Genomic DNA, 23172 nt, shown 5'->3' with positions numbered 1-23172 from the left:
CCCGTCGCTACACCGACCACACCCGGCCATGCGCTGACGGACCGACGGGCCACGCGAGCACGTGACACCCGGGCCGTGGCGAACGAGGTCGGTGATGCACCCGTCGGTACGTGCGGCTAAAGCGGCGTCACATAGGCCCCCGAGATCCCTCCGTCGACGACGAACTCCGCTGCGTTGACGAACGAGGCGTCGTCGCTGGCGAGGAAGGCGACGGCGGCGGCGATCTCGGTGGCCTCCGCGAAGCGGCCGACAGGGATGTGCACCAGACGGCGCGCGGCCCGCTCGGGGTCCTTGGCGAACAGCTCCTTCAGGAGCGGGGTGTTCACCGGTCCCGGGCACAGGGCGTTCACCCGGATTCCCTCACGGGCGAACTGCACGCCCAGCTCTCGGGACATGGCGAGTACACCGCCCTTGGAGGCCGTGTACGAGATCTGGGAGGTGGCGGCGCCCATCAGGGCGACGAAGGAGGCCGTGTTGATGATGGAGCCGCGGCGCTGGCGGCGCATGTAGGGCAACGCGGCCTTGCAGCAGAGGTAGACGGAGGTGAGGTTGACCTCCTGTACCCGCTTCCAGGCCTCGAGGCTGGTCTCCAGGATCGAGTCGTCCTCCGGCGGGGAGATGCCCGCATTGTTGAAGGCGATGTCGACGGAGCCGTACGTGTCCTGTGCGGCCTTGAACAGCGCCTCGACCTGGTCGGCGCCGGTGACGTCCACGGGTACGAAGATGCCCCCGACTTCCTTGGCTGCGGCCTTTCCCGTGGGCTCGTCGATGTCGCCGCACACCACGTGAGCACCCTCGGAGGCGAGCCGGCGTGCGGCGGCGAGGCCGATACCGCTGCCCGCGCCGGTGATCACGGCGGTGCGGCCCACCAGGCGGCGGCAGACGATCCGGTCGGCGGACTCGGACGAAGCGATCGTGTTGTCGGGCATGGCTTCAGGCCTCCGTGGGGCGCGGACCCGCGGCATCGGGATCCGGGACGGGTGGGGCGTCGGGGGCGAGCGGTGCATCGGGGTCGGCACCGGGGGCGGGGGTGCCCGCGGGGGCGTCCATGGCGATGAAGACGTTCTTGGTCTCGGTGAAGGCGGTCAGCGCGTCGGGGCCCAGCTCACGGCCCAGGCCCGACTGGCGATAACCACCGAACGGGGTCCAGTAGCGGACGCTGGAGTGGGAGTTGACCGAAAGGTTGCCGGCGGCGACCGCAGCGGACACCCGCAGGGCGCGTCCCACGTCCCGGGTCCAGATGGAGCCGGACAGCCCGTAGGCCGTGTCGTTGGCCAGGCGGACGGCATCGGCCTCGTCCTCGAACGGCAGCACCACCGCGACCGGCCCGAAGACCTCCTCCACGGCGACCGGGGAGGCCGGGTCGACATCGGTGAGGACGGTGGGCTCGCACCAGTAGCCGGGGCCCTGCGGGGCGCTGCCGCGGATCGCCGGCGCCCCGGAGGGGAGGTAGGAACGCACCCGCTCCAGCTGGGTGCGCGAGATCAGCGGGCCCATCTCGGTGGCCGGGTCGCTCGGGTCGCCGACGGTGACGGCGCCGATGGCCGGGGCCAGCTGGGCCAGGAAGCGGTCCAGTACGGAGGACTGGACGAGGATGCGGGTGCGGGCGCAGCAGTCCTGGCCGGCGTTGTCCAGGAAGGCCAGGGGGGCGGTGGCCGCGGCGCGCTCGATGTCGGCGTCGGCGAAGACGATGTTCGGGCTCTTGCCGCCCAGCTCCAGGGTGAGCCGCTTCACCTGGCCGGCGCAGCGGGCCATGATCTCCTTGCCGACACGGGTGGAGCCGGTGAAGACGATCTTGGCGACTCCCGGGTGCTCGACGAGGGCGGTGCCCGCCACGGCACCGGCCCCCGGCAGCACCTGGAAGAGGTGCTCCGGAAGGCCGGCCTCCAGGGCCAGCTCGGCGATCCGGAGGGCGGTGAGCGGGGTGGTCTCGGCGGGCTTGAGGATGACCGCGTTCCCGGCGGCGAGCGCGGGGGCGGTGCCCCAAGCGGAGATCGGCATCGGGAAGTTCCAGGGGGCGATGACGCCGACCACGCCGAGGGGTTCGAGCAGGGTGACGTCGAGGCCGCCGGGCACCGGGATCTGGCGGCCGGTCAGACGCTCCACTCCCCCGGCCGCGTAGTCGAGCAGATCGCGGACATTGCCGGCTTCCCAGCGGGCGTTGCCGATGACGTGGCCGGCCTCGCGGACCTCGAGTTGGGCCAGCTCTTCCAGATGCGCGTCCACGGCGGTGGCGAAGCGCCGCAGCAGCCTGGCCCGGTCGCCGGGGGCGAGCGCCGCCCAGGTGCGCTGCGCGACGGCGGCCCGTCGAACGGCGGCGTGGACGTCTTCGGCGGTGGCGGCCCGGACGGTGGTGATGATCTCCTCGGTGGCGGGGTTGCGGACGACCAGCTCGTCCGGGGGTGCCGGGGTCGCGCCGTGCTGGGCGGCGGTGTCGGGGACGACGGCGGGCTCGGGCATCGCGGGCCTCACAGGCGTTCGAAGGAGCGCCGCAGCTCCCAGTCGGTGACGGCGGCGTCAAAGGCGTCCAGTTCGACGCGGGCCATGGTGCGGTAGTGGGCGACCACGTCCTCGCCGAAGGCGGCGCGGGCGATCGCACTGTCCTCCCAGAGCCGGGCGGCCTCGCGCAGCGTGGTGGGGACCTGCGGGTACTCGGCGCCGTAGGCGTTGCCCGGGCAGGCGGGCGGGAGCTCGAGTCGGTTCTCCATGCCGTGCAGTCCGGCGGCGACCATGGCGGCGACGGCGAGGTAGGGATTGACGTCGCCGCCGGGCAGCCGGTTCTCGAAGCGCAGGGACCGGCCGTGGCCGACGACGCGCAGTGCGCAGGTGCGGTTGTCGACGCCCCAGGCGACGGCGGTGGGTGCGAAGGAGCCCGGCTGGAAACGCTTGTAGGAGTTGATGTTCGGGGCGTAGAGCAGGGCGAACTCGCTCAGGGCGGCCAGCTGTCCGGCCAGGAAGTGCCGCATCACCTCGGACATCCCGTCGGGCCCGTCGCCGGGCATGGCGGTGTTGCCGCTGTCGTCCACGAGGGAGAGGTGGATGTGGCAGGAATTGCCCTCGCGTTCGTTGAACTTCGCCATGAAGGTGAGGGCGACGCCTTCCTGGGCGGCGATCTCCTTGGCGCCTGTCTTGTAGAGGGCGTGCTGGTCGCAGGTGGTCAGCGCGTCCTCGTAGCGGAACACGATCTCGTGCTGCCCGGGGTTGCACTCGCCTTTGGCGGACTCGACCTGGAGGCCGGCACCCGCCATCTCGTTGCGAATCCGGCGCAGCAGCGGCTCGATGCGGCCGGTGCCGAGGATGGAGTAGTCGATGTTGTACTGGTTGACCGGGGTGAGGTCGCGGTAGTGGGCGTCCCAGGCCTGCTCGTAGGTCTCCTTGAAGACGAGGAACTCGAGCTCGGTGCCGACCTGGGCGCGCAGCCCGTGGGCGGCGAGCCTGTCGAGTTGGTGGCGCAGTATCCGACGCGGTGCGGCGGCCACCGGGGAGCCGTCCTCCCACATGAGGTCCGCAAGGACGAGCGCGGTGCCCTCGTGCCACGGCACCCGGCGCAGGGTGGTGGTGTCCGGGTGCAGGGCGAAGTCGCCGTAGCCGAGGTCCCAGGAGGACATCGCGTAGCCGTCGACCGTGTTCATCTCGGTGTCCACGGCCAGGAGGTAGTTGCATCCCTCGGTGCCGTGGTGGAGGACCTCGTCCAGGAAGAAGCGGGCGGCGAACCGCTTGCCCTGGAGCCGGCCCTGCATGTCGGGGAAGGCCAGCACGACGGTGTCGATCTCGCCACCGGCGACGAGGGCCGTCAGCTCCTCGACGGTGAGCGGGGGTGTGCGGTCGGACACGGGACGCCTCCTTCGCTGCAACCGAGCCTTAAGGTATTGCTTTAGACCATTGGTTGGGAAGGGGGTGCAGGCGCATGTCGGGATCGGACGCGCACGATCCGCGCGCCCGGGGAAGCCAGGGCGGACACGCTCCCCACCCAGAAACCCGGCGCACGCCCCCGACGGCGAGCCACCGCCCCGTCGACAGCCACAGCCACAGCCACAGCCACAGCCACAAGGACGTAGCCGACGACCACGAGGCCCGGGGCTCCGGTGCCGAGGACCCCATGGCCCAGGCTTCCGGCGCCGAGACCCACGCGCCCGATGCACCGCCGACCCCCCAGGACGCCCTGGCCCCCGTACTGCGTCCGGTGCCGACCGGCAACGGCTTCGAGGCGGCGTTGGAGCAGATCCTCCAGGTGGTCCGGCTCGGCCTGGTCCCCGCCGGCGAGCGGCTGCCGGCCGAGCGCGATCTGGCGATCCGGCTCGGCATCAGCCGGGTCACCCTGCGCGAGGTGCTGAAGGTGCTCCACGACGAGGGCGTGGTGGAGTCCAGACGCGGCCGCTACGGCGGCACGTTCGTCCTGGCCAGGAACCGGGTGCCCGGCGAGGACGAGGTGCGGCGGCGGATCGGCGCCGTGGACGTGGCTGACCTGCTGCGCTTCCGCGCGGTGCTGGAGACGGGAGCCGTGGAGCTGTGCGCGGAGCGCCGGCTGACCGGGCGGGACGCCGAGCGGCTGCGCGCCGCCCTGACCCGTACGCAGGACGCACCGCTGGCCGAGTACCGCCGGCAGGACACCCGGCTGCACCTCACCCTCGCCGAACTCTCCGGCTCACCGCTGCTGACGGCGCAGTACACCACCGTGCGCGCCCAGCTCAACGAGTTGCTGGACTGCATCCCCCTGCTGGTGCGCAACCTCGAGCACTCCCAGCGCCAGCACTCCGCACTCGTCGACGCCGTGCTGAGCGGGGACGCGGACGGGGCGCGCGCCCTCATGAGGGAGCACTGCGCAGGCACGGCAGCGTTGTTGCGCGGCTTTCTCACCTGAGGGTTCGAGGGAAGCGAGCCGGAGCCGACGACGCCCAGGCCCCATGTGCAGCCCCCTTCGCCACCGAAGCCTGCTGCGCCGCCCGGGCCCGTGCGGCGCACGGCAAGCACCCACGCGCCGCGCCGCTCCCCGTCCCCGTTCCGCCGCACCGCAAAGGTATGGAACGATTCCATTGGCGCCGCTGATCACCCCCGGTCACCGGGGACCCGGCACCGGGACCGCACCGGCGCCGGTCCGGCGCCATCGCACGCAGGAGCAGGGAGAGGAGGCCCGGATGGACAGGCCGCTGATCGGCGTCAGCACCTATCTGGAGTCCGAAGTGCGGTGGGGAGTCTGGACGCTTCCCGCGGCGCTGGTGCCCGACGGCTACCGCCGTCTGGTGCAGTCAGCCGGCGGCATCGCCGCGCTGCTTCCGCCGGATGCCCCGGAGCACGCCCCGGCGGCGGTGACACGGCTCGACGGGCTGGTCATCTCGGGCGGAGCAGATGTCGACCCCGCCCGGTACGGCGCCGTGCGCGACCCGCGAACCGGGCCGCCCGCCCACGAGCGCGACGCCTGGGAGCTGGCCCTGATCGACGCCGCCCTGGCGGCCGGCACGCCGCTGCTCGCCATCTGCCGCGGTATGCAGCTGCTGAACGTGATGCTCGGCGGCACCCTCAAGCAGCACGTCGACGGGCACACGGGCGACCGCCCGGGCGTCTTCGGCCGGCACCTGGTGACGCCGGTGCCGGGCAGCCGCTGTGCCGCGCTGGTCCCGGAGCGGGCGAGCGTGCCCGTCCACCACCATCAGGCCCTGGACCGCCTCGGCTCCGGCCTGGTCGCGACCGCGCACGCCGCCGACGGCACCGTGGAGGCGGTGGAACTTCCGGACGCCGCCTGGGTGCTGGGGGTGCAGTGGCATCCGGAGATGGGGCACGACCCGCGGGTCATGCAAGGCCTCGTGCAGGCCGCTTCGCCAGTCGCGTCCTGAGCCAGCCGAGGGCCGCGACCCCCTGCGCGTGTTGGAAGGCGCGCACGGTGGGCAGCCCTGGCGGGGGTGGCTGGCGGGCATGCGTGACGAAATAGCCCGCCAATGCGGCCAGTACCGCCGTCACGCCGTCCGGGTCGGCGCGGCGGGCCAGCGGATGGGCCGTGAAGACCTCTTCGGGCGCCGGGCCGCCCTGGGCACGCACGCAAGGCAGCATCGTCAGCAGGTCGAACCAGGGTGCGGCGAGGGAGGCGTGCGGCCAGTCGACGAAGATCACCCGGTCATCGGCGGTGAGCAGGATGTTGTCGGCGCGCAGGTCGCCATGGGTGAGGGTGTCACCGGCGGCGTGCGCCGCCCAGGAAGCGCTCAGCTCGGCCAGCCGGTCGACATGGCGCACCGCCCACGGATCCAGGCCGTGGACATCTCCCGACGCGGCCAGTTGCTGCCATCCGGAGAACTGCTCGGCCAGCCGGACGGCGACGGGTGGCGCGTCGACCGGGGACGGGGTCAGGGTCGTGGCGAGGTCGTGCACCGCGCGCAGCACCCGGCCCAGCTCGTCGGCGCGCCAGGGCACGTGCGGCTGATGGCCCACGATGTCCTCGAAGACCAGGGCGACCCAGGTCCCGTCGTCGTAGGAGCCGAGCAGTTGGGGCGCGGCCACCCGGTCGGGCAGTGCGGCGGTGTTGCGCGCCTCGGTGCGGTGCATCCCGGGGCTGACCGGGTTCGCCTCCGTGCTCACGGCCTTCACGAAGGCCCGGCGGCCGTCGGCGGTGCCGATCCGGGCGGCCACGCCGGGTGAGAACCCGCCGCGCTGGGTGGTCGCCGTCGCCACCGGCGCACCCAGGATCGCGGCGACGGCGTCGCGTACCCGCCCCGGGAGGCCCTCCCAGGGGGTGCGCACGCCGGCCGCTGGCGGGGCGTCGACGGGAAACGGAGGCATGACGACATGGTCCGTGCTTCCCGGCCACCGCGCCACTCGAATATGGCGCCCCGCACTGCACCGCATGCGGCCGGGGACCACTCTGACCTGCGAATCCGGGAGATCATCAGGTGCGCCGACGGATGGCCTGGAGGCCAACTGGCCCAGCGTGCTCATGCCGCTACGTCCGAAGGCCGGCGCCGGACGGCGTCAGCGCTTGTCCTCCACCGCGTCGATGTGATCGGCCAGGGACACCACCACGATGCGGGTGTCCGGCTCCGTGGCGCGCCAGCGGTGCCGGACGCCGCCGGTCATGTACAGGGTGTCCCCGCGGCCCAGCCGGTAGGCGCTGCCCTCGGCCTCGACCTCCGCGGCACCGTCCGCCACATAGAGCAGCTCGTCGTTGCGGTGCTGGAACTCCCGGCCGGCGTCATGGTCGCCGGTGAACTCCGTCGCCTGGAGGTGGTGGTGCCCGCGCACCAGCTGCCGCACCACCGCGCCCCTGGGCAGGCCCTGGTCGTCACCGGCCCGGACGACGTCGACGCTGCGGGCCGGGTCGGCGGCGGCGAGCAGTTCGACCGCAGTGGTGCACAGGGCGTCGGCGACCTTCTCCAGGGAACGCATGCTGGGGCGCGCCCGCTCGTTCTCGACCTGGCTCAGGAAGGGCACGGACAGGCCGCTGCGCTCGGCGACGACGGCGAGGGTGAGCTCCAGGGCCCTGCGCCGCCGCCGGACGGCCGCGCCCACCCGAGGTGTCTCTTTGTCGTCCATCGCTCCGGCTCCCTCCCGTGCGTCATCGTTTCCTACCTTTGCGCAGTCTGCTCACTTCTCCATAGTCATGCGCATCGCCTGTGCACATGTGTACGGAGATCCGTCCCTCACCGTCTGCGATGGTGCCATCCTGCCCTGTGAAGTTTCCTGCACCCTACGCACGTTCGGTAAACGGTTCCCGCCGCCCGTCCATGCCGGGTTCGGCCACCGTGTCCGGGCCACGCGAAAGGGGTGGGTTCCGCGGTGTGCGGAACCCACCCCTTGTCTGTACCCGTGTGGGGCCCCTCGCCACAGGCGGGGCTCCCCGGATCCGGGGCCGGCGGTCAGCCGGGCACGGCAGCGGCGGTCAGCCGCTCACCGGCGCGAGCTGGTCCTCCAGGCCCGGGTGCGCGTCGAGCCAGTGGCGTGCCGACTCCTTCTCGTGTCCCGTGCCGCCCTTCTGGATCTCCACTTCGAGGGAGGCGAGCTGGGACTCGTCGAGATGGAACTTCTTCAGCCAACCGTTGAGCTCGGGGAACTTCTGGCCGAAGCCCTTGTGGGCGACGGTGTGGATCTGCTCGCCCTTGCCCCAGGCGACCTTCGGGTCCTTGAGCTTCTTCAGGTCGTACTTGCCGTACGCCCAGTGCGGGGTCCACAGGGGGACGACGACCGGCTGCTTCTTCTTGATCGCCTGATCCAGCTCGGCCAGCATCGACGAGGTGCTCGACGCGACCACCTTGTACTCGCCGTTCAGACCGTAGGCCGGCAGGACCTTGCTCTTCAGCATGGACATCTCACCGGCGCTCGACTCGATGCCGATGATCTTCCCGCCGAACATGCCGCCCTTGCCCTTCAGGTCGGCCAGCGAGTTCACGTCCTTCACGTACGACGGAACCGTCAGCTCCAGGGACGTCGGACCGTACCAGGGGCCCACGTCGACGAGGTCCTTCTTGAACCTGTTCCAGTACGCCTTGTGCGTGTTGGGCAGCCAGGAGTCCGTCTGGACGTCGATGTCGCCCCGCGCTATGGACGTGTAGAGCGGTCCCGGGTCGACCTGCTTGACGGTCGTCTTGTAGCCACGGTCCTCCAGGATGTTCTCCCACAGATAGGTGGAGGCGATCGCCTCGTCCCAGGGGAAGTAACCCATGTTGACCGTCTTGCCGGCGTCCTTGCCCTTCTGGGCGGTGCCGCCGGGCACCGGGGCGAGCTTGTCGACCATGGTCGGGTTCTTCTTCAGCCAGGCCTTGACGCCGTCCTGCTCGTGGCCCTGCCCGGCGTCCTGGATGGCGTTCTCCAGGCTGGTCAGCTGGCCCTCGTCGAGCTTGAACTTCTTCAGCCAACCGGCGACCGTCGGGTCCTTCTGGGCGAAGCCCTTGTGGGCGACGGTGTGGATCTGCTCGCCCTTGCCCCAGGCACCCTTCGGGTCCTTGAGCTTCTTCAGGTCGTACTTGCCGTACGCCCAGTGCGGGCTCCACAGCGGAACCACGATCGGTTCCTTCTTCTGGATGGACCGGTCCAGCTGCGCCAGCATCGACGAGGTGCTCGACGCGATCACCTTGTACTCGCCGTTCAGACCGTAGGCCGGCAGGACCTTGCTCTTGAGCGTGGACATCTCGCCGGCGCTCGACTCGATGCCGATGACCTTGCCGCCGAACGTGCCGCCCTTGCCCTTCAGGTCGGCCAGCGAGTTCACGTCCTTCACATAGGACGGAACCGTCAGCTCCAGGGACGTCGGGCCGTACCAGCCGCCGAGGTCGTCGAGCTTGCTCTGGTACTTGTCCCAGTAGGCCTTGTGCGTGGTGGGCAGCCAGGAGTCCGTCTGGAAGTCGATGTCGCCGCGCGCCACGCCCGAGTAGAGCGGTCCCGCGTCGAGCTGCTTCAGATTGACCGTGTAGCCGCGCTGTTCCAGGAGGTCCTTCCACAGGAACGACGTGGCGATGCCCTCGTCCCAGGGGATGTAGCCCATGTTGATCGTCTTGCCGGCACCGACCTTGCTGCCCGCCTCGGAGCCCCCGTCGGATCCGGAGTCGGCCAGGTTCAGGCCGCCCGCGGCCAGTGCCAGGACCAGGACACCGACCATCGCGACGGTGGTGCCGGGCTTGTAGTGGGCCAGCTTCAGGCGGCGCACGGAGGCGGCGGCCTTGGCGGCGGCGCGCCGGCCGAGCGGCGAGACGCGCTCGTTCAGGGCACCGGTCATCCGGTCCAGGTACATGGCGAGGATGACCACCGCGACACCGCTCTCCGCGGCGAGGCCGACCTGGAGCTGGGTGATCGCGGCGTAGACCTGCTCGCCGAGGCCTTCGGCGCCGGCCATGCCGCCGATGACCACCATCGACAGCGCCAGCATGATGACCTGGTTGATACCGGCCATGATCGTCGGCAGGGCGAGCGGCAGCTGCACCCGGGTGAGGGTGTCGCGGGGCGCGGTGCCGAACGCCTCGGCGGCCTCCACCAGCTCCCCGTCGACCTGCCGGATGCCCAGCTCGGTCATGCGGACGCCGGGCGGCATCGAGAAGACGATGGTGGCGATGATGCCGGGCGTGGTGCCCACGCCGAAGAACATCACGCCGGGGATCAGGTACACGAACGCCGGCATGGTCTGCATGACGTCGAGCACCGGACGGATGACGGCACTGACCTTGCTGTTGCGCGCCGCCCAGATACCCGTCGGCACCGCGATGACCACGGTGATCACCGCGGCCACCACGACCAGCGAGAGCGTGGCCATCGCGTCGTCCCACAGCGACAGCGAGTCGATCAGCGCGAAGCCCACGAAGGCCAGCACGCCGGGCAGCAGGCCGCGCAGCCAGAAGGCGATGACGGCGAGGATGGCGGCCATCAGCAGCGGCTCGCCGCCGCCGAGCACCGTGTCCACACCGTGGTACATGCCGTCCAGAACGGCCTTGATCAGGTCGAACAGCCAGCCGAGGTGGCCCTGGAGCCAGTCGACGGCGTTTTCCACCCAGTCGCCGAACTCGATCCTAGGCACCGGCGATCACCTTGCCCTGGCCGTCGCCCCGGTCGGAGGCGACCTTGGAGACCTTGCCCTGGGAGCCGTTGCCGTTGCCGTGGCCGTTGTGGTCCGCGGGCGTCATCGGCTCACCGAGCACGGCCAGCAGCCGTGAGCGGGGCACGACTCCGGTGAGCTCGCCGTCCTCGGAGGTGACGGCGACGGCGGTGCCGCTGGTGGAGCAGGGCGTGAACAGCTCGATGATCGGGGTGTCCTCGTGGACCGTGGCCGGTGCCGCGGCGAGCACGTCCTCGGGGGTCCGCAGCGTCTTGCCGTCCACCGCGGTGCCCAAGGCGCTCTCCGGGTCGGCCATGATCGCGCCGGCCGTGAGCACCCGGGAGCGGTCCACGTCCTGGGTGAAGGCCGCCACGTAGTCGTTGGCCGGAGTCACCAGGATGTCCTCGGCGGTGCCGATCTGGACGATCTGGCCGTCGCGCATGACGGCGATCCGGTCGCCCAGGCGCATGGCCTCGTTCAGGTCGTGCGTGATGAAGACGATGGTCTTCTTCAGTCGCTTCTGGAGTTCCAGCAGCTGGTCCTGCATGTCGCGCCGGATCAGCGGGTCGAGCGCGCTGAAGGACTCGTCCATGAGCAGCAGGTCGGCGTCGGTGGCCAGCGCGCGGGCCAGGCCCACGCGCTGCTGCATGCCGCCGGACAGCTCGTCGGGCCAGGACTTCTCCCAGCCCGCGAGGCCGGCCAGCTCCAGGGCCTGCGCGGCGCGCTTCTCGCGCTCGGCGCGCGGCACGCCCTGCACCTCGAGGCCGTACGCGGCGTTCTCCAGGACGCTGCGGTGCGGGAAGAGGGCGAAGTGCTGGAAGACCATGCTGATCTTCTTGGAACGCACCTCGCGCAGCTCTCGCGCGCTCAGCTGGGTCAGGTCCTGCCCGTCGAACCGCACATGTCCTGCGGTGGGCTCCAGCAGTCCGTTCAGCATGCGCAGCAGCGTGGACTTGCCGGACCCCGACAGACCCATCACGACGAAGATCTGACCGGGTTCGACGGTGAAGGAAGCGTCAATAACCGCGGCGGTCGTTCCAGCGGCACGCAACTCCTCCCGGTCGGCTCCGTCACGGAGCTGTTTCACCGCGCTATTGGGTCGTCTGCCGAACACTTTGTAGAGGTGCTCGGCTTGCAGCATGGACACATATACCTCTCGGGTCGCACCAGAACGGCCCGTCTCCCCCGCCGACGGGCCATGGAGCGGCACGGGGTCGTCCCGCGTGACCGGGCTGTTTCGGTGGGAAACGCACCCGGGTCCGCTCCGATTGCGCGCCTGCCCTGAGTTAGATGTTGCAAACACGTAAGTGCTCCAGTTCACAGAGCATCCACATTCGTGAAGGCTCCTTACGTTTGTGACCCAGGGCGGAGGCAACGGGCGAACGGGCGTACCGGCCCGGACACCCGGCGGTGTGCCGGCGCGTCGCCGGTCCCTGTCAGCGTCGTCGGTCCCTGTCGGTGTCGTCGGCCCTGTCAGCGTCGTCAGCGTTGTCAGTGGAGTGGGGCATGATGCGGAGCGTGACTCAGCGAACCCGTCGGCTCATGCTGCTCGACACCGCCTCCCTGTACTTCCGGGCCTACTTCGGCGTCCCCGACTCCGTCCGCGCACCGGACGGCACCCCGGTGAACGCGGTGCGCGGGCTGCTGGAGTTCATCGACCGCCTGGTGCGCGACCACCGTCCGCACTCCCTGGTGGCCTGCATGGACGCGGACTGGCGCCCGGCCTGGCGCGTCGAGCTGATCCCCTCGTACAAGGCGCACCGCGTCGCCGAGGAGGTACCCAGCGGTGCCGACGTCGAGGAGGTCCCCGACACGCTCTCGCCACAGGTGCCCGTGATCGAGGACGTGCTGGACGCCCTCGGCATCGCCCGCGTCGGCGTCGCCGGCTACGAGGCGGACGACGTGATCGGCACCTTCACCACCCGGGCGACCACCCCGGTCGACATCGTCACCGGCGACCGCGACCTCTTCCAGCTCGTGGACGACGCGCGCGAGGTCCGCGTCCTGTACCCGCTGAAGGGCGTGGGCTCGCTCCAAATCACCGACGAGTCCCTGCTGCGCCAGAAGTACGGCGTCGGCGGCGCGGGCTACGCGGACCTGGCGCTGCTGCGCGGCGACCCCAGCGACGGGCTGCCCGGGGTGCCCGGCATCGGCGAGAAGACGGCCGCGAAGCTGCTGGCCGAGTTCGGCGACCTGGCCGGCATCCTCGCCGCGGTCGGCAAGCCCGCCGCCAGGCTCACCCCCACCCAGCGCAAGCGGCTCACCGAGGCAGCGCCCTACCTCGCCGTGGCACCCAAGGTGGTCCGGGTCGCCGCCGACGTCCCGCTGCCCGCGGTGGACACCGAGCTGCCGCGCGCGCCACGGGACCCCGCCGCGCTGGACGAGCTGGCGACCCGCTGGGGGCTCGGCGGCTCCCTGCGGCGCCTGCTGGACACGCTGGCCCAGTGACCAGGTGCCCCGGTGCCAGGTGACCCGGCGACCCGGCGACCCGGCGACCCGGCGAGCACGGTCCGGTCGCCGGCCGCCGTCGACGCAACCGGGTGCCGCCCGGAACTCCCGAGACGCCCGAGATCCAGGGTGATAGCTTAGGCTTACCTAATCAATTGTGGATCACCGGGAGGTCGAAGATGGCAGATCGTCCGGCACGCAAGCCACGCCAGGTGCGCCAGGCACAGGTCCTGCGCACCGAGCGGCTCACCCCGCACATGCAGCGCGTGGTGCTGGGCGGCGAGGGCCTCGCGGCCCTTCCCGCGGGAGAGTTCACCGACCACTACGTCAAACTCCTGTTCGCGCCCGAGGGCGTGACCTATCCGGAGCCCTTCGACCTGGAGCAGATCCGCGAGCAGCTGCCGCGCGAGCAGTGGCCAGCGACCCGCGCCTACACCGTGCGCGCCTGGGACCCGAAGGAGCCGGCGCTCACCGTCGACTTCGTCATCCACGGCGACGAGGGAATGGCCGGGCCGTGGGCACTACGCGCCAAGCCCGGCGACACCGTGCGGTTCCTCGGCCCGGGCGGCGCGTACGCTCCCGCCCAGGACTCCGCCTGGCATCTGCTGGCCGGGGACGAGAGCGCGCTGCCCGCGATCGCCGCCGCCCTGGAGGCCCTGCCGGACGGGGCACGTGCCCACGCCTTCATCGAGGTCGCCGACGAGCAGGAGGAGCAGAAGATCGCGACGGCGGCGGACGTCGTCTGGCTGCACCGCGCGGACCGCCCCGTCGGCGAGGCCCTGATCGAGGCGGTGCGCACGCTGGACTTCCCGCCCGGACACCCCCAGGTCTTCGTGCACGGCGAGGCCGGCTTCGTGCGGGACCTGCGCCGGTATCTGCGCATCGACCGGCAGATCCCACGGGAGCTGCTCTCGGTCTCCGGTTACTGGCGCCTGGGCCACGACGACGAGAGCTGGCGGGCCTCCAAGCGGGCGTGGAACGCACAGGTGGAGGCCGAGCAGGAGACCACGGCCGTCTCCTGACACCCCCGCGGGCGGTACCCGTGGCATCCCGCCGGCGCTGCCGTGGCCGGCCCGGGGCGCGTCCGGGCCGGCCACGGCAGCGCCCATCAGGGTGCGGCTGGCATCCGGGTGCGTCCCGGCAACGGCCCGTCGGCCGGGCGCACACGTCCCGCGCGACGCACCGCACGGCGTCCCGAGCCCCCATCGAGGCCCGGGACGCGACGCGGCCGGCGCGCCTAAACCGACTTCTGGTACGCCTTGAAGCTCCGCGTCGACAGCCACACCGCGGCGACCGCGAGCACCAGCAGGGCGCCCCCTCGGGTGAGCACATCGCCCCAGTCCGGGTCGGCGGACATCGCGGAGCGGCCCGCGACCATCGCCCAGTTGAGTGGGTTGAAGTCCGCGATGTGCCGCATCCAGCCGGGCATCTGCGCCGGCGCCATGAACGCCGTGGACAAGAACGTCAACGGCAGCAGCAGGAACGTGTTGACGCCGATGATCGACTCTCGCTGGCGCACCACCATGCCCAGCGCGTTCGACAGCGCCCCGAACACCGTGCCGAGCAGCACCGATGCGGCGACCAGGATGACGATCCCGCCGAACCCACCGGGATACTCCGCACCGCCCAGCATGCCCAGCAGCACGATGATCACGGACTGCACCACGATGCTGATGCCGTTCTGCACGACGTTCCCGTTCATCAGGGCGCCGCGGTTGGCGGGGGTGACGAGGAACCTGTTGAGGGTGCCCCGCTCGATCTCCTCCAGGGTGCCCATCCCGGTCCACATGCTCGACCCGAGCGCGCTCATCACGACGATGCCCGGCACCAGGTAGTCCAGGTAGGAGGTGGTGCCGAAGCCGCCGAGCTCGACGACCTTCTTGAACAGGTTGCCGAACAGGAAGAGCCAGACGACCGGCTGGATCAGCGTGATCAGCAGATACGCGGGTTGGCGCGCGATCGCCATCAGCTGCCGCTGGGTCATGTACCAGGTCTGCGTGAGGGTGTTGCTCATCGTGCACCGCCTGCCGTCGTGAGGTCGTCGGTTCGCTCGCCGCCCGGCCCTGTCGGACCGTCCCCGCCCGCGCCGGGCGTCCCCGCGGCTTCGGCCGCCGCCTCCGCTTCGGCGTAGCGCCGGCCCGCGTACCGCAGGTAGACGTCGTCGAGGGAGGGGCGGGCGACGGTGGCGGCGGCGACCGTGACCCCGGCGCCGTCCAGCGCGGCGAGCAGCGCCGGCACCGCGGCCGGCCCGTCGTCGGCGCGTGCGCTGATGCGACGGCCTTCGAGCTGTATGTCATGCACTCCGGACACCGCGTCGAGCACGGGCCGCAGCAGGGTGCCGCCCGCCTCCCCGAGCGCCTCGCCCAGCTCCAGGTGGACCGCGTCACCCCGCAGTTCGCCCTTGAGGCCGTCGGGCGTGCCCTCGACGACGACCCGGCCGCGGTCCACGATGGCGATGCGCTCGGCGAGCCGGTCGGCCTCTTCGAGGTAATGGGTGTTGAGCAGGATGGTCAGTCCCTCGTCACCGGCGAGCCGGGAGATCTCCTCCCACATGGCGGCGCGCGCCTCCGGGTCGAGGCCGGTCGTCGGCTCGTCCAGGAACAGCACCGTGGGCCGGTGCACCAGGCCGAGGGCCACGTCCAAGCGGCGCTGCATGCCGCCCGAGTAGCCCTTGACCTGGCGGTCGGCCGCGTCCGCCAGGCCGAAGCGCTCCAGCAGCTCGCCGACCCGGCGGCGCAGCATGGCCCCGTGCACCCCGTAGAGCCGGCCTTGCAGTTGGAGGTTCTCGCGTCCGGTCGCCACCGGGTCGGAACCGGACTTCTGGGCGACCACCCCGATGGCGCGGCGCACCCGGCCGGGGTGGCGCAGCACGTCGTGGCCGGCGACGGTGGCGGTGCCCGAGTCGGGGCGGGCCAGGGTGGTGAGGATCTTGACGGTGGTCGACTTGCCCGCGCCGTTCGGCCCGAGCAGGCCGAAGACGGTGCCGGGTGCGACGGTGAGGTCCATGCCGCCCAGGGCGGTGACACCGCCGGGATAGGTCTTGGTCAGCTGGTGCGCCGCTACGGCCGGCGCAGAGGTGCTCATGACGACGACTCTCCTTGGAGTGTGAGCGTGGTCGGATACGGCCGGGGCCCGGGCGTGCGCCGGGTTCCTGGCCGTCCTGCCGAACCGATGCGGAAGGAGAGCGCCGGGCTATGGTGGGTGTGCTGCACCTCCATGGCCTGGCCTGCTGCACCGCAGGTCCGGTCTGGTGTTGCGACCCCGGCGGGCGCTGCTGCAACAGCTCCCGTCGGGGTCCTTCTGCTGGGACGTCTAGGACATCTCCTGCTGTTCGAGATCCTTGAACTCCGGTGGGACCTCCCCCGTCTCGTGGAAGTGGCGCCAGGCCTGGACACCGTCGAGTGTGCCGTCATGCAGCTCGGCGAGGAGCCCGCGCAGCCAGGTGACCTGGGCTTCGGCCATGTGGACCTGGTATTCGATCTCCACCAGGAAGAGCCGGGGCAGCTTCTCGGTGAGCTTCTGGAGCCCGCCGCGCGCGGCAGCCGCCTGCACCTCCAGCGCCGTCAGTCGCTCCTCCAGCAGCGCGGTGACGTCGTCGGGGTGGAGTACGCCCATCAACGACAGCGCCGTCTCGAAGATCGGATACTCGCGGGCCGGCACGGCCAGCAGGTCGGACAGCCACGCGATCATCTCTTCGCGACCCGCATCGGTGATGCCGAAGACCGTGCGCTCCGGTCGGTTGCCCTCCCGCCGGACGTCTTCGACGGCCACGAAGCCGTGTTTCTGGAGGTTCTGCACCACGGTGTAGAGCGAGCCGTAGTTGATCTTCAGGCTGGCGTCCTTGCCGCGTCTGCGCAGCGTCTGGGCGATGTCGTACGGATGCATGGGTCGCTCGGTGAGCAACACCAGCACCGCGAGCGCCAGCGGATTGCCCAGCTTGCGACCGCGCCCGGGTCCGGGCACGGGCATGCCTCCCTTCACTTCCGTGGGCGGGGCGCGCGAACACCCCGAAGCAATATCCGTGTGCGAATATATCGCGATCTTCAGCGAGGGGTCAATCCACGATGTATCGCGAATCCACGGCTCTTCGTCGGTGCGCCCCGTACCCTTGATCGTGATGAGACATCGGCGCCGTGCGGCCCTGCCGCCCCTCCCCCAGCGCGACGGCATCGACCCTGTTCGGGTCCGGATGCCGGTCGGTGGCGGGTGGGCGACCGTGCGTGACCATCTGGTGGCCCGGCTCGCGCCCGGCGCCGAGGTGATCGACGCGATGCTGCTCCACGGCGCGTTCGTGACCGACGACGGCCGGCCCGTGGCGCCGGACGCGCCGTATGTGCCGGGCGCGTCGGTGTGGTTCCACCGCGAGCGGCGTCCGGAGACCCCGGTACCGTTCCCGCTGCGCGTGGTGCATCGCGACGAGCACATCGTCGTCGTCGACAAGCCGCACTTCCTGGCCACCACGCCGCGCGGCAGTCATGTCACCGAGACGGCGCTGGTGCGGCTGCGGCGGGAGCTGGGCATCTCCACCCTCAGCGCCGCCCACCGGCTGGACCGGCTCACCGCCGGTCTTGTGCTGTTCACGGTGCGGCCCGAGGAGCGCGGCGCGTACCAGACCCTCTTCCGCGACCGGCAGGTCCACAAGGAGTACACCGCCATCGCGCCCTACGATCCGGGGCTCACCCTGCCGCGCACGGTGTGCAGCCGTATCGAAAAGGAGCGCGGCGTGGTGGCGGCACGTGAAGTGCCCGGCGAGGCGAACGCCGTCAGCCGTGTCGAGCTCCTGGAGCACCGGGCGGAGCTCGGACGCTACCGGCTGCTGCCGCACACCGGCCGCACCCACCAGTTGCGCGTGCACATGAACGCCCTGGGGTTGCCGATCCTCGGTGACCCGTTCTTCCCCGAGCTGACGGGCCCCGTGGCGGACGACGACTTCCGCCGCCCGCTCCAACTCCTCGCCCGCACGCTGGCGTTCACCGACCCGGTGACCGGGCACGCCCACCGCTTCACCAGCGGACGGGAGCTGACGGCCTGGACGGCGTACGAGCGGTGGCAGGGGGCTCATGAAGCGGACGAGGCGCCGTCAGCGGTGGCGAACGGCGCCTCGTAGGGCATACCCGCAGGGTGCCCGGCCCGGCGTCAGTCGCCGCGCCACCAGCGCAGCAGCCGCTCCCATACGCCGCGGGGTGCGGTCCCCGCGGGCTGTGGTGTGACGGACGGTGCCTGCGCGGCCGGTGGGACCGGGACCTCGGGCGGCAGGTCCGGCCCGGCTGCCGGGTTCGGTGCCGCCGAGGTGATCTGCCAGTCGGTGTCCTTGCCGCCGCCGGAGCCGGCCGTGCCGGCGGTCGGGCGCCGCATGACGTCCTGCGGGGGCTTCGGCGCAAAGGTGACCGGCAGGGCCACCAGGTGCCGCGAGAGGATCGAAGCGGTCCAGCACAGATCCTCCTCCGGCACGGCGAGGTGCACGTCCGGAAGCCGGGTCAGCAGCGCGTCGATACCGGTGTCGGCGATGGCACGGCCGATGTCCTGGCCGGGGCATTCGTGCGGGCCCCCGCTGAAGGCCAGGTGGGAACGGTTGCCCTGCATGTGCGCACCGGGTTCGGGGCGCACCACCGGGTCGGCGTTGCCCGGCGCGATGCCGAGCATCAGGCCGTCTCCGGCCCTGATCCGCCGGCCGCCCAGCTCGGTGTCCTGCTTGGCGACGTAGGTGAGGATGGCGCTGAACGGCGGCTCGTCCCACAGGGACTGCTCGACCGCCTCCGGCACGGTCATCTGGCCACCGTTGAGCTGGGCGCGGAACCGCGGGTCGGTCATCACGACGCGGAGCACGTTCGCGATGAGGTTGGCGGTGGCCTCGAAGGACGCGATGAGCACCAGCCGCAGATGCTGGGCCACCTCGTCGTCGGTGAGCTGCGAGGGATGGGTGAGGAGCGCGCCGGTGAAGTCGTTCTCGGGGCGCTGCCGCCGGCGGGCGACGAGGCGCTCGAGTGCGGCCATCACATAGGCGTTGCTCTCGATGGCGGTCTCGGTGCCCTTGATCATGTCGCGGGCGGCCTGCACCATGCGCTCGTTGTACTCCTCGGGCATACCGATGATCTGGCACATCACCATCATCGGCAGATGCTCGGCGAACTGGGTCACCAGGTCGGCGGTGCCGTCCTGGCAGAAGTCGTTGACGAGACGCTGGCTGTAGCGGTGGATGAAGCGGCGCACGCCGCGGTGGTCGATGCTGGCGATGGCGGCGGTGACGGCACCGCGCAGCCGCTGGTGCTCGCCGCCCTCGGTGAAGGAGCAGATCGGCTGCCAGGAGAAGACCGGGGCCAGCGGATGGTGCGGTCCTGCGGTGCCGTCCTGGATGGCGCGCCACTGCCGGGTGTCCCTGGTGAAGTGCGACGGCGTGCGCACCATGTGCAGGTTCTCGGTGTGCCCGAGCACCGCCCACACCGGCACGTCGTTGTGCAGCAGCACGGGCGCGACCGGGCCGTGTTCGGCGCGCAGTTTCTCGTACAAACCGGCGAGGTCGCGCTGGGCCTCGCTGTCGTGGATGCGGAACAGTCCGCCGGGGCCGGTACTGGCGGAGGACGGGTGTGCCGGGCAGCCCGGTGGGGGGAGGGGCGCCGGCTGGCCCGGGTCGGGGTGGGAGGGGGAGTCAGTCACGGTGATCGCTCCGGGAAATGGCGGAAGTCTTTTCGGTGGGCCCGTGTCAGGGTGCGGCCGTCGTCAGGGTGTGCAGGAACCGCATCAACGTCATGAGGACGTCCCGGCTCGACGCCCTGGCGCGCGCGTCGCAGTGCACGATCGGCACGTCCTCGGGCAGGTCGAGCGCGTTGCGCAGCTCGTCGACCGGGTAACGGGGCGCGTCGGGGAACTCGTTGACGGCGACGACGAACGGCACACCGCGCTCCTCGAGGCGGCCGATGACGTCGAAGCTGACCTCCAGGCGCCGGGTGTCGATGAGGACCACGGCACCCAGCGCGCCTTCGAAGAGGCCGTTCCACAGGAACCAGAAGCGTTCCTGCCCCGGTGTGCCGAAGAGGTAGAGGACCAGCTGGTCGGTGATGGTGATGCGGCCGAAGTCCATGGCGACGGTGGTGGCCGTCTTGGTGGCGGAGCCGTAGTCGTCGTCGACGCCGATGCCCGCCTCCGTCATGGTCTCCTCGGTGGTCAGCGGCCGGATCTCGCTGACCGACCCGACCAGGGTCGTCTTGCCGACCCCGAAACCACCCACGATCACGATCTTCACCGCGGCCGTGGCCGTGTCCGGCAGCACGTCCTCGCTCCTGGGGCCCGTGATCGTGTCAGAGCTTTTGAAGTCCATGCATCACCGCTTCGAGAAGGGAACGGTCCGGGAGCGTCGAGCGGACGATCGGGGCACGCGCCACCACCAGGTCGTCCGCCAGCAGCTCGGTCAGCAGTACGGTCACCACGCTGAACGGCAGATTGAGGTAGGCCGAGATCTCGGCCACGGACAGGGGGGTGGCGCACATCCTCAGCAGGGCGGCCTGCTCGGGCCCCGCGGTCGGCGGCGGCCCGGCACGCGCCACGACCAGGGTGACCAGGTCGAGCGGGGCGCGCCCCGTGCCGTCAGGACCTCCCGTGAGGACGTATAACCGCTCGGGGTTGCCGTCTGCTTCGGGTTCAGAAGTGCGCCGCTGTCGTTGCGGCGGTGTCATACGACCTGCCCGTCGTGGCGCGGCGGACTGGTCAGATGGGCACCGATGCGGGCCACCAGGTTCCGCATCCGGTTGCTGATGAGGCCGGCGTCGACGGTCTCGTCGGCGAGCACGGCGAGGTAGGCACCCGAGCCGGCGGCCATCAGGTAGAAGAAGCCGCCGCTGATCTCGATGAGGACCATCCGCATCCGGCCGTCGCTGTCCGGGATCTCGGAGCCCACCGCCGCCGCGAGGCTCTGGAGCCCGGCGCAGGCGGCGGCGAGCCGGTCGGCGGCGTCGGGCTCGCCGCCGTGCCGTGCGATGCGCAGTCCGTCGGCGGACAGCACCACGACCTGGCGTATGCCCGGGACGCCGTCGGCGAGCTCTTTGAGCATCCAGTCGAAGTTGGCGCGCTGCTGGATCACTTGAGGTCCCCTTCGTCCGCCACGTCATCGGAGTCTGTACGGGCCGGCGGATGGGCGCCGGCGCGCGGCACGCCGGCGGGCGGGGCCCCGGCGTCCTCGGCGTCGCGTCCGGAGCCGCCGGCGGACGCGGTGGCATGACCGGCTCCGGCGGCTCGGCCGGCGTCGGTGTCGCCGCCGGACCCGTGGTCCGTGTCGCCGCCCGGGCGGGTGTCCCGCTGCGGCGCGCTGCCGGGCTCGTCGCCGGTGACGCCGTTCATGAAGGCCGCGACCCACAGGCCCGGTTCGGGCTCGGACCCGTTGCGCAGTCCCGGCTGGCCCCCGCGTGGTGCGGAGACGGAGGCGCCGGCCTGGCCGGCTCCCCCTGTCGCCGCTTCCTCGGCGCGGGCTTCGGCGATGCGCTGGCGCAGCGGGGTCTTCACCCTGCTGCGGCGCTGCGGCAGGCCCATCGGGGTCCACTCGGTGACCACGGGAGCGTCGTCGGAGGCCGGGGTGTCCCGGGCGGGCGGCAGCGGGGGCGAGGGCACCGGTCCTGTGGGGCGGCGCTTGCGGCTGGCCTGCGGGGCGATCAGCTCTCCGTCGTCGCCCATCCGCGGCACCGCGGAGGCGCCGATGCCGTGTGCGAGACCGGGTGCCGGGCCGGTGGTGAGCATGGTGTGCGGCGCGACCAGGACGGCGCGCACACCGCCGTACGCGGACTGCCGCAGCGACACCTTCATGTCGTACATCCGGCAGAGCCGCCCCACGACGGCCATGCCGAGCCGGGGGGTCTCGCCGAGGTCGTTGAGGTCGATGCCCGAGTGGGCCTGGGCGAGGATCCGCTCGGCACGGGCACGTGCCTCCTCGCTGAGGCTGACCCCGCCGTCCTCGATCTCGATGGCCACCCCGGTCTGCACCTCGACCGCGGTGACGTGCACCTTCGTCTGCGGCGGCGAATACCGGGTGGCGTTGTCGAGGAGTTCGGCGCAGGCGTGGATGAGGGGCTCGACGGCGGTGCCCTTGACGGCGACCTTCACCACCGAGTGCAACTCGACGCGCTGGTACTCCAGGATCCGGGACATCGCACCGCGCAGCACGCTGAACAGCGGTACGGGCTTGGGCCACTGGCGACCGGGGCGGGCACCGCCGAGCACGGCGATGCTGTCGGCCAGCCGGCCGATGAGGGCGGTGCCGTGGTCGATGCGCAGCAGGTCGTCGAAGACCTCCGGATTGCGCCCGTGGTCCTCCTCCATGCCGCGCAGTTCCGCGGACTGCTGGTGAACGATGGCCTGAACGCGACGGGCGATGTTCACGAAGGCACGCTGGGTGGATTCGCGCAGCGCCTCTTCGTCGTCGACGGTCTTCAGCACGGAGTGCAGCAGGGCGCGCTGCGGAACGGGGAGGTCACGGTAGCCGGGGTCCTCGTCCACCACGGCCCGGACGACCTCGTCGGGGGACTCGCCCTGCTTCAGGCGGAAGATCGCGTCGGGGATGAGCCGGCTGCTGAGCCGCTGCGTCTCTTCGTCGTGGAAGGCGATGCGCCGCTCCAGAAATGCGAGCCGCTCGGTGAACTCGGCGCGGAGCCTGCCCACGATGCGGCCACGGCGCACGGCCTCGGCGGCCACGAGGAGCACCAGCAGGGTGCAGACGCCCCCGCACATGCCAACGGCAAGCCGGGCTGGTCGCGTGACGGTGCTGACGGCGACCGCCGTGGCCACCACCATCAGCAGGGCGGGGGGTAAGAGCACCCGTATGTAGGGCAGCTGACGTTCACCGGGAGGCGATTGATCACTCACCATGTATGCCTCGGAAGGATTGGCTGACAAGAGCTGACTGGACTGGATCGGTGGGAGCGGTGCGAGGAGGTGTCTCGGCGGGGTGCCGGCACCACGGCGGCATCACAAGCGAGAGGAAACACAGGAATTGCGACTTTTCACGTGATTGTGGACAGACGTAAGGAAGGGCCCATCGCGGACTCAACTCGGGGCGTTGCGGAGGAGCTTAGTCCGACAGGAACATCACCGTGTCATATTCCACGAGCATCCAGAGGAGCGAACCGAGAGGGATAGACTCGGCCAGCCACAACGCTCGGTGCGTGTACATTACACACGGAGTGATGACCGAAGGCCGTGATCGGCTACGCTGCGTACCAGGGGCCACCACACGTCAC

General features: G+C 71.2%; 20 protein-coding genes. 5 read left to right on the top strand and 15 right to left on the bottom strand.

Going from position 1 to position 23172, the window contains the following annotated elements; genetic code table 11:
* Positions 1 to 116 precede the first annotated feature (116 nt).
* Genes NQO67_RS26955 through NQO67_RS26945 form a run of 3 tightly spaced genes read right to left on the bottom strand, consistent with a single transcriptional unit; the run spans position 117 to position 3833 of the window.
* Positions 117 to 929 (bottom strand): 3-oxoacyl-ACP reductase, encoded by an 813-nt coding sequence (locus NQO67_RS26955; protein WP_255952868.1) that lies wholly within the window; start codon positions 927 to 929, stop codon positions 117 to 119.
* Positions 930 to 933: 4 nt separating this feature from the next.
* Positions 934 to 2460: an aldehyde dehydrogenase family protein gene (locus NQO67_RS26950; protein ID WP_255952867.1), complete on the bottom strand. Its 1527-nt coding sequence runs from the start codon at positions 2458 to 2460 to the stop codon at positions 934 to 936.
* 8 nt (positions 2461 to 2468) lie between these two features.
* Positions 2469 to 3833: a glutamine synthetase family protein gene (locus NQO67_RS26945; RefSeq protein WP_255952866.1), complete on the bottom strand. Its 1365-nt coding sequence runs from the start codon at positions 3831 to 3833 to the stop codon at positions 2469 to 2471.
* Positions 3834 to 4099: 266 nt separating this feature from the next.
* On the opposite strand from NQO67_RS26945, the gene NQO67_RS26940 reads away from it, so the two are divergent.
* Positions 4100 to 4861: a FadR/GntR family transcriptional regulator gene (locus NQO67_RS26940; protein WP_255952943.1), complete on the top strand. Its 762-nt coding sequence runs from the start codon at positions 4100 to 4102 to the stop codon at positions 4859 to 4861.
* A gap of 274 nt (positions 4862 to 5135) precedes the next feature.
* Positions 5136 to 5831: a gamma-glutamyl-gamma-aminobutyrate hydrolase family protein gene (locus NQO67_RS26935; protein ID WP_255952865.1), complete on the top strand. Its 696-nt coding sequence runs from the start codon at positions 5136 to 5138 to the stop codon at positions 5829 to 5831.
* On the opposite strand, the gene NQO67_RS26930 is transcribed toward NQO67_RS26935, so the two are convergent.
* From NQO67_RS26930 to NQO67_RS26915, 4 genes are all read right to left on the bottom strand, one after another.
* On the bottom strand, positions 5788 to 6768 hold the full coding sequence (locus NQO67_RS26930; RefSeq protein ID WP_255952864.1) for an aminoglycoside phosphotransferase family protein: 981 nt from the start codon (positions 6766 to 6768) through the stop codon (positions 5788 to 5790). The genes NQO67_RS26935 and NQO67_RS26930 overlap by 44 nt on opposite strands.
* Before the next feature lie 189 nt (positions 6769 to 6957).
* Positions 6958 to 7518: a helix-turn-helix domain-containing protein gene (locus NQO67_RS26925; protein ID WP_255952863.1), complete on the bottom strand. Its 561-nt coding sequence runs from the start codon at positions 7516 to 7518 to the stop codon at positions 6958 to 6960.
* Between the two features lie 346 nt (positions 7519 to 7864).
* Entirely contained in the window at positions 7865 to 10486 is a 2622-nt protein-coding gene (locus tag NQO67_RS26920) for an ABC transporter permease/substrate binding protein (RefSeq protein ID WP_255952862.1), read from the bottom strand.
* Positions 10479 to 11651 (bottom strand): quaternary amine ABC transporter ATP-binding protein, encoded by a 1173-nt coding sequence (locus NQO67_RS26915; protein ID WP_308295701.1) that lies wholly within the window; start codon positions 11649 to 11651, stop codon positions 10479 to 10481. Before NQO67_RS26915 ends, NQO67_RS26920 begins: the two co-directional genes overlap by 8 nt.
* 362 nt (positions 11652 to 12013) lie before the next feature.
* On the opposite strand from NQO67_RS26915, the gene NQO67_RS26910 reads away from it, so the two are divergent.
* Both NQO67_RS26910 and NQO67_RS26905 read left to right on the top strand, forming a co-directional pair.
* Positions 12014 to 12952: a 5'-3' exonuclease gene (locus NQO67_RS26910; RefSeq protein ID WP_255952942.1), complete on the top strand. Its 939-nt coding sequence runs from the start codon at positions 12014 to 12016 to the stop codon at positions 12950 to 12952.
* A 179-nt stretch (positions 12953 to 13131) separates the two neighbouring features.
* Positions 13132 to 13974 (top strand): siderophore-interacting protein, encoded by an 843-nt coding sequence (locus tag NQO67_RS26905; RefSeq protein WP_255952860.1) that lies wholly within the window; start codon positions 13132 to 13134, stop codon positions 13972 to 13974.
* 215 nt (positions 13975 to 14189) lie between these two features.
* Here NQO67_RS26905 and NQO67_RS26900 read toward each other — a convergent pair whose 3' ends face one another.
* The 3 genes from NQO67_RS26900 to NQO67_RS26890 form a co-directional block, all read right to left on the bottom strand.
* Positions 14190 to 14966 carry an ABC transporter permease gene (locus NQO67_RS26900; RefSeq protein ID WP_255952859.1) on the bottom strand — a complete coding sequence of 259 codons (777 nt, stop codon included), beginning with the start codon at positions 14964 to 14966 and terminating at the stop codon, positions 14190 to 14192.
* On the bottom strand, positions 14963 to 16036 hold the full coding sequence (locus NQO67_RS26895; RefSeq protein WP_255952858.1) for an ATP-binding cassette domain-containing protein: 1074 nt from the start codon (positions 16034 to 16036) through the stop codon (positions 14963 to 14965). The genes NQO67_RS26900 and NQO67_RS26895 overlap by 4 nt, the downstream gene beginning before the upstream one ends.
* A gap of 228 nt (positions 16037 to 16264) precedes the next feature.
* Positions 16265 to 16921: a PadR family transcriptional regulator gene (locus tag NQO67_RS26890; protein WP_374119141.1), complete on the bottom strand. Its 657-nt coding sequence runs from the start codon at positions 16919 to 16921 to the stop codon at positions 16265 to 16267.
* A gap of 148 nt (positions 16922 to 17069) precedes the next feature.
* Here NQO67_RS26890 and NQO67_RS26885 point away from each other — a divergent pair, with 148 nt between their 5' ends.
* Positions 17070 to 18059 carry an RluA family pseudouridine synthase gene (locus tag NQO67_RS26885; protein WP_255952856.1) on the top strand — a complete coding sequence of 330 codons (990 nt, stop codon included), beginning with the start codon at positions 17070 to 17072 and terminating at the stop codon, positions 18057 to 18059.
* Between the two features lie 29 nt (positions 18060 to 18088).
* On the opposite strand, the gene NQO67_RS26880 is transcribed toward NQO67_RS26885, so the two are convergent.
* From NQO67_RS26880 to NQO67_RS26860, 5 genes are read right to left on the bottom strand one after another with little or no spacing between them, the layout of a single operon-like run.
* Positions 18089 to 19606: a cytochrome P450 gene (locus tag NQO67_RS26880; protein WP_255952855.1), complete on the bottom strand. Its 1518-nt coding sequence runs from the start codon at positions 19604 to 19606 to the stop codon at positions 18089 to 18091.
* 46 nt (positions 19607 to 19652) lie between these two features.
* On the bottom strand, positions 19653 to 20267 hold the full coding sequence (locus NQO67_RS26875) for a GTP-binding protein (RefSeq protein WP_255952854.1): 615 nt from the start codon (positions 20265 to 20267) through the stop codon (positions 19653 to 19655).
* The gene (locus NQO67_RS26870; RefSeq protein ID WP_255952853.1) at positions 20248 to 20622 is read right to left on the bottom strand and encodes a DUF742 domain-containing protein; all 375 of its coding nucleotides are present in this window, start codon (positions 20620 to 20622) and stop codon (positions 20248 to 20250) included. Before NQO67_RS26870 ends, NQO67_RS26875 begins: the two co-directional genes overlap by 20 nt.
* Positions 20619 to 21026 carry a roadblock/LC7 domain-containing protein gene (locus NQO67_RS26865; RefSeq protein WP_255952852.1) on the bottom strand — a complete coding sequence of 136 codons (408 nt, stop codon included), beginning with the start codon at positions 21024 to 21026 and terminating at the stop codon, positions 20619 to 20621. The genes NQO67_RS26870 and NQO67_RS26865 overlap by 4 nt, the downstream gene beginning before the upstream one ends.
* On the bottom strand, positions 21023 to 22801 hold the full coding sequence (locus NQO67_RS26860; protein ID WP_255952851.1) for an ATP-binding protein: 1779 nt from the start codon (positions 22799 to 22801) through the stop codon (positions 21023 to 21025). Before NQO67_RS26860 ends, NQO67_RS26865 begins: the two co-directional genes overlap by 4 nt.
* Positions 22802 to 23172: the final 371 nt, after the last annotated feature.

The organism is Streptomyces odontomachi (assembly GCF_024435355.1).
In the GTDB taxonomy this organism is placed as follows: domain Bacteria; phylum Actinomycetota; class Actinomycetes; order Streptomycetales; family Streptomycetaceae; genus Streptomyces; species Streptomyces odontomachi.
The sequence above is the reverse complement of the archived record's forward strand: the minus strand, read 5'-3'. Positions and strand labels throughout refer to the sequence as shown.

Coding starts and splice junctions, on each gene's coding strand:
- NQO67_RS26955 (WP_255952868.1), bottom strand. CDS start 929: ATGCCCGACAACACGATCGCTTCGTCCGAGTCCGCCGACCGGATCGTC.
- NQO67_RS26950 (WP_255952867.1), bottom strand. CDS start 2,460: ATGCCCGAGCCCGCCGTCGTCCCCGACACCGCCGCCCAGCACGGCGCG.
- NQO67_RS26940 (WP_255952943.1), top strand. CDS start 4,100: ATGGCCCAGGCTTCCGGCGCCGAGACCCACGCGCCCGATGCACCGCCG.
- NQO67_RS26935 (WP_255952865.1), top strand. CDS start 5,136: ATGGACAGGCCGCTGATCGGCGTCAGCACCTATCTGGAGTCCGAAGTG.
- NQO67_RS26930 (WP_255952864.1), bottom strand. CDS start 6,768: ATGCCTCCGTTTCCCGTCGACGCCCCGCCAGCGGCCGGCGTGCGCACC.
- NQO67_RS26925 (WP_255952863.1), bottom strand. CDS start 7,518: ATGGACGACAAAGAGACACCTCGGGTGGGCGCGGCCGTCCGGCGGCGG.
- NQO67_RS26910 (WP_255952942.1), top strand. CDS start 12,014: ATGCGGAGCGTGACTCAGCGAACCCGTCGGCTCATGCTGCTCGACACC.
- NQO67_RS26905 (WP_255952860.1), top strand. CDS start 13,132: ATGGCAGATCGTCCGGCACGCAAGCCACGCCAGGTGCGCCAGGCACAG.
- NQO67_RS26900 (WP_255952859.1), bottom strand. CDS start 14,966: ATGAGCAACACCCTCACGCAGACCTGGTACATGACCCAGCGGCAGCTG.
- NQO67_RS26895 (WP_255952858.1), bottom strand. CDS start 16,036: ATGAGCACCTCTGCGCCGGCCGTAGCGGCGCACCAGCTGACCAAGACC.
- NQO67_RS26890 (WP_374119141.1), bottom strand. CDS start 16,921: ATGCCCGTGCCCGGACCCGGGCGCGGTCGCAAGCTGGGCAATCCGCTG.
- NQO67_RS26885 (WP_255952856.1), top strand. CDS start 17,070: ATGAGACATCGGCGCCGTGCGGCCCTGCCGCCCCTCCCCCAGCGCGAC.
- NQO67_RS26875 (WP_255952854.1), bottom strand. CDS start 20,267: ATGGACTTCAAAAGCTCTGACACGATCACGGGCCCCAGGAGCGAGGAC.
- NQO67_RS26870 (WP_255952853.1), bottom strand. CDS start 20,622: ATGACACCGCCGCAACGACAGCGGCGCACTTCTGAACCCGAAGCAGAC.
- NQO67_RS26860 (WP_255952851.1), bottom strand. CDS start 22,801: ATGGTGAGTGATCAATCGCCTCCCGGTGAACGTCAGCTGCCCTACATA.